The organism is Proteus myxofaciens ATCC 19692, from assembly GCF_001654855.1.
GTDB lineage: Bacteria > Pseudomonadota > Gammaproteobacteria > Enterobacterales > Enterobacteriaceae > Proteus > Proteus myxofaciens.
Genome location: NZ_LXEN01000002.1, coordinates 1 through 4,097 on the forward strand (window position 1 = coordinate 1; position 4,097 = coordinate 4,097).

Sequence of the window (4,097 nt, forward strand, 5' to 3'; positions counted from 1 at the left end):
GGCATCATTCAAGGTATAGAAAAAGGCATAGTTCAAGGCATTGAACAAGAAAGACTACGAGCCTATCAGCGCCAACTAGAAATGGCTCGTCACCTGCTTAAAAATGGTATCAATATAGAGTTAGTTATTGAAAGTACGGGGCTTAGTCGCGAAGAGTTAAGTTCATTACAATAAAAGTAGCAAATGGGATCGACTATCAATCCCATTTAGATTGTTAAACCGCAGATATCGGCTATTCAGCTTTTAACACTAGCTCTAAAAATATTTCTTTAAAACCATCAATATCTTCTTGAGTTGTAGACCAAGATGTACAAAGACGTAAACAACTTAATTGAGGATTTTCAAGTAAAACTCGATGGAAAACAAACTGTTTTGTTAATTTATCAGCGAGAGAGCTTGGTAAAATAACAAATATTTGGTTAGATTCTGGTGGTGCTAAAAATTCAAATCCTTGTTTTACGAAAAAGTCAACTAATTGCCCTGCCATGTCATTAATATGTTGACCTAACTTAAAATAAAGATCATCTTGAAATAAGGCATAAAACTGAGCACCTAATAGCCATCCTTTCGCCTGCAATCCCCCTTTTTGCTTTAGATTAAAACGAAAGTCAGTTTTCAAATCAGGGTGAGTGATGACCAATGTTTCTGCTGACATCGCACCTATTTTTGTTCCCCCGATATAAAAAGCATCGGTTAAGGTTGCGATATCCTCAATGGTAAGATCACTTTGTGTTGACATTAAACCACTGGCTAGACGGGCGCCATCAAGATAAAGCCATAAATTATGCTTATCACAATACTCGCGTAATGCAATTAATTCAGCCTTACGATAAACAGTACCAATTTCAGTAGAGTTTGTAATATAAACAAGTTTCGGTTTTACCCAATGCTCATCATTATGCTCTGCCATTATAGGCATTAATAATTCTGGAGATAACTTGCCATCAGCAGAAACAACAGGAATAATTTTATGTCCGGTAGACTCAATAGCACCTGTTTCATGGGTTGCAATATGCCCTGTACTGACTGAAATAACCGCTTGATAAGGTCGTAAAAAATGGGATATTGCAGTTAAATTCGTAATTGTTCCACCATTAAAAAAATGGAGGTCAGCATCTGGTTGATTTATACGCTGTTTAATTAATTCGGCTGCTTTTTGGCAAAGCTTATCCATTCCATAGCCATCATAACGTTGTCCAATTGTATCAGTAATTGCCTGCATGACCGCAGGATGTGCAATTTCGTTATAATCATTTTGAAAGCGGTACATGTCATCTCCTGTTCAGTTGTGATTGTATATTGTTTGATAAATAAAAAATGCTAAACATTCAATATAATAGGTGAATACGAGTAGCGCTTTAACATCATTTACTTAAGTAAAGCAGATATCACCCCAACGAGCTAAGCCGGCAGTGACTGAACCAAAATCATTACCCTTAACAATAGGTACATTAGGCAATTGTTTCTCTATTTCTTGACATAAAAATGGTGAACGAGCTGATCCGCCAGTCATAAATATGACATCAGGTTTTACGCCACTTTGTAAAACCGCTTCATTTACAAGTTCCATCATCTTATTTTTAGGTGAATTAATAGATTCTATCATTTGCTCTTGATGAATATTAAGTGACAACGTTTCATTAAATAAGTTGATATTTGCTAAATATTCAGGTGATGCTGATAATGCAATTTTAGCTTCTTCAGCCCGACGAACTATATTATACCCTAGTGTTTCATTATACACTTCGAGTAAACGGGTTATTTTTTCTGGCTCTTTGGCATCTCTTCTTAATTGGTTTAATACGGCTAAGTTTTGTCGAGAATAAAATTCTTTTTGGGCCTCAACATTATTAATCGCAATAGGATCCCAAAATTGTTTAAGGGGTAATTTTATACCTGATGTAGTTAGCCCTGTCATGCCAAATAATGGCATGAGTTGTTTAAAGGCAAGATAAATATCAAGATCATTGCCGCCGACACGTTGTCCACTATGAGCTAATAATGCGCTAGAGCGATCTGTTTTGCCTTGATAGCTAGGTCCCATCTGAATAATAGAACAATCCGTTGTTCCCCCACCAATATCGACAACAAGGACTATTTGATCTTTATTTAAGGTAGCTTCATATTCAAGTCCAGCCGCAACCGGTTCGAATTCAAACACAATATTCTTAAAGCCAGCACGTTTTGCAGCATTAACTAAAATAGCCTCTGCCTGCTTATTTGATGCATCTCCACCCAGACCGTTAAAATTTATCGGTTTACCAATAACGGTATCTGTAATAATTTCTTGCGTTGTTTTTTCAGCTTGATGCTTAATATTTGCCATCATTGCACAAACTAGATCTTCAAAAAAACACTTCTGAATATCATGTAAACCTGATGCACCTAAAAATGATTTAGGTGATTTAACGTAATATACATCACGGGGATCGTTTAGATATAAATCTAATGCGGCTTGACCAAATAGAATATCTTCAGGCATTAAATCAATATCTTCATCTCGATTAAATGCAATTGATTTTCTTAGTAATTGTTCACCAATAGCAGTAGTTGGTTTTATATTTAAATGACGAAAGAGATGTTCTGATACAGACTCACGTGTTGGTGCACATAGCGTTGACGGGATATAAAACTTATCACCCTCTAACGGCAAAAGAGTCGGTTTCCCTTCTTTCATTATGGCAACAGAACAGTTTGATGTGCCATAGTCAAAGCCAATAAACATTTAGCCCCCTCAATTAGCGTTAGTTTAAAAAAAGACGCAAAACTCTACATTAAGCTTACATAAATTACTACTGATAAATTAAGAGAAAGTAACACTATTATTTAAAAAACGTAAACAATGTATAAATGTTAATTAAATGAAAAATATGTGATTTAATAATTAAAATACTTAAATAATTTCAAATAAGATAACTACATTAATAAAAAATAGTTTTTATATCCATAACGAATAAATTTAAATTAAGAATGTTTTCAAATTGTATCAAATACTATCTCATTAACATAATTCGAATTTTCATAAAAAATCATTTGTAAGAGGTGCTCATGAAAATAAATATATATAAATTTATCGATTCGGATGAAACAAAAATATATACTTCATTTTGTAATGAAAAAAAAGAGAACATTAAGATAAGACTATTTCGTAATAACATTCTAATAAAAGAAATTAAAACCAAAAATGACAATTATTTATTTGAAAATATAATTACTGGTGAGTATTATGTTGATTTATTGGTTGGAGAAGAGAAAAATAAACCAAAGATACGTACTTCAAACAAAATCAAGATTAATGCATCTATTAAAAATTCGCAAAGAAAGAAATTAGATAATCCAATTCAAAAAAAACATACAAATAAAAAAATTGATGGAATTAATAGCTATTATTTGGAAATAAAAATAATAAAAAATGCTTTAAGCAAAAGCGATAGTATATTAAAAGAAATTAAAGATAAATTGAGAATAAATATAACACCAGTTAAGTTAAATCTTTCTGGCGTTGATTATAAAAGTTCAATTCATAATTATGAGTATTATATTTACAACGAAATGACCGATTTTGAAAAACTACTAGAATTATCTGAAAAAATAGAAGTGTTAGACTACGTAGATTATTGTTGTGTTACACCCAATACCGCTAATTATTTACCATTAGACTTTCCATTTCTGCCTGAAAACAAAGATGTTACTTATAATTCAAATATTAATAATGAAAATAAAGAAACATTTAAAACTCCTTGTTTTGTGCCACTACAAACCTATTTAAATCAGCCACAAGGAATGAATATAATAAATGCATGGGATAAGGGTATAAATGGATCAAGAGCAACAGTTCGTCACTTAGATTTTGGACTTTATCAACATCATGAAGATTTCAAAAATTCAAATATCAAAGTTGTACATAGTCGTCCAGAAACAGAGGATTGTAATCATGGAACAGCATCTACAGGCTGTATTGTAGCGTCAAAAAATGATTTTGGTGTTACAGGAATTGCTTATGGATGTCATTATTATTTTTATGATACAGGTGATTTAGATTTAATTATCAATGATGTAAATGTTGGTGATATTGTCAGTTTAGATATTCAATTTTT

3 protein-coding genes are annotated in these 4,097 nt (G+C 32.2%); 1 reads left to right on the forward strand and 2 read right to left on the reverse strand.

Going from position 1 to position 4,097, the window contains the following annotated elements:
• Nucleotides 1–232 precede the first annotated feature (232 nt).
• Both M983_RS00130 and yegD read right to left on the reverse strand, forming a co-directional pair.
• Nucleotides 233–1,270, reverse strand: a complete 1,038-nt coding sequence (locus M983_RS00130; RefSeq protein ID WP_066745140.1) for a threonine aldolase family protein — start codon at nucleotides 1,268–1,270, stop codon at nucleotides 233–235.
• 102 nt (nucleotides 1,271–1,372) lie between these two features.
• Complete coding sequence (gene yegD / locus M983_RS00135) at nucleotides 1,373–2,725, reverse strand: molecular chaperone (RefSeq protein ID WP_066745143.1); 1,353 nt, start codon at nucleotides 2,723–2,725, stop codon at nucleotides 1,373–1,375.
• Between the two features lie 323 nt (nucleotides 2,726–3,048).
• Between yegD and M983_RS00140 the strand changes: the two genes are divergently transcribed.
• The coding region (locus M983_RS00140) for a S8/S53 family peptidase (protein WP_483826417.1) at nucleotides 3,049–4,097 on the forward strand (1,049 nt) is incomplete at its 3' end.

Bases quoted from the DNA above. Each gene is read 5' to 3' on its own strand.
- M983_RS00130 (WP_066745140.1), bottom strand. From the start codon at position 1,270: ATGTACCGCTTTCAAAATGATTATAACGAAATTGCACATCCTGCGGTC.
- yegD (WP_066745143.1), bottom strand. From the start codon at position 2,725: ATGTTTATTGGCTTTGACTATGGCACATCAAACTGTTCTGTTGCCATA.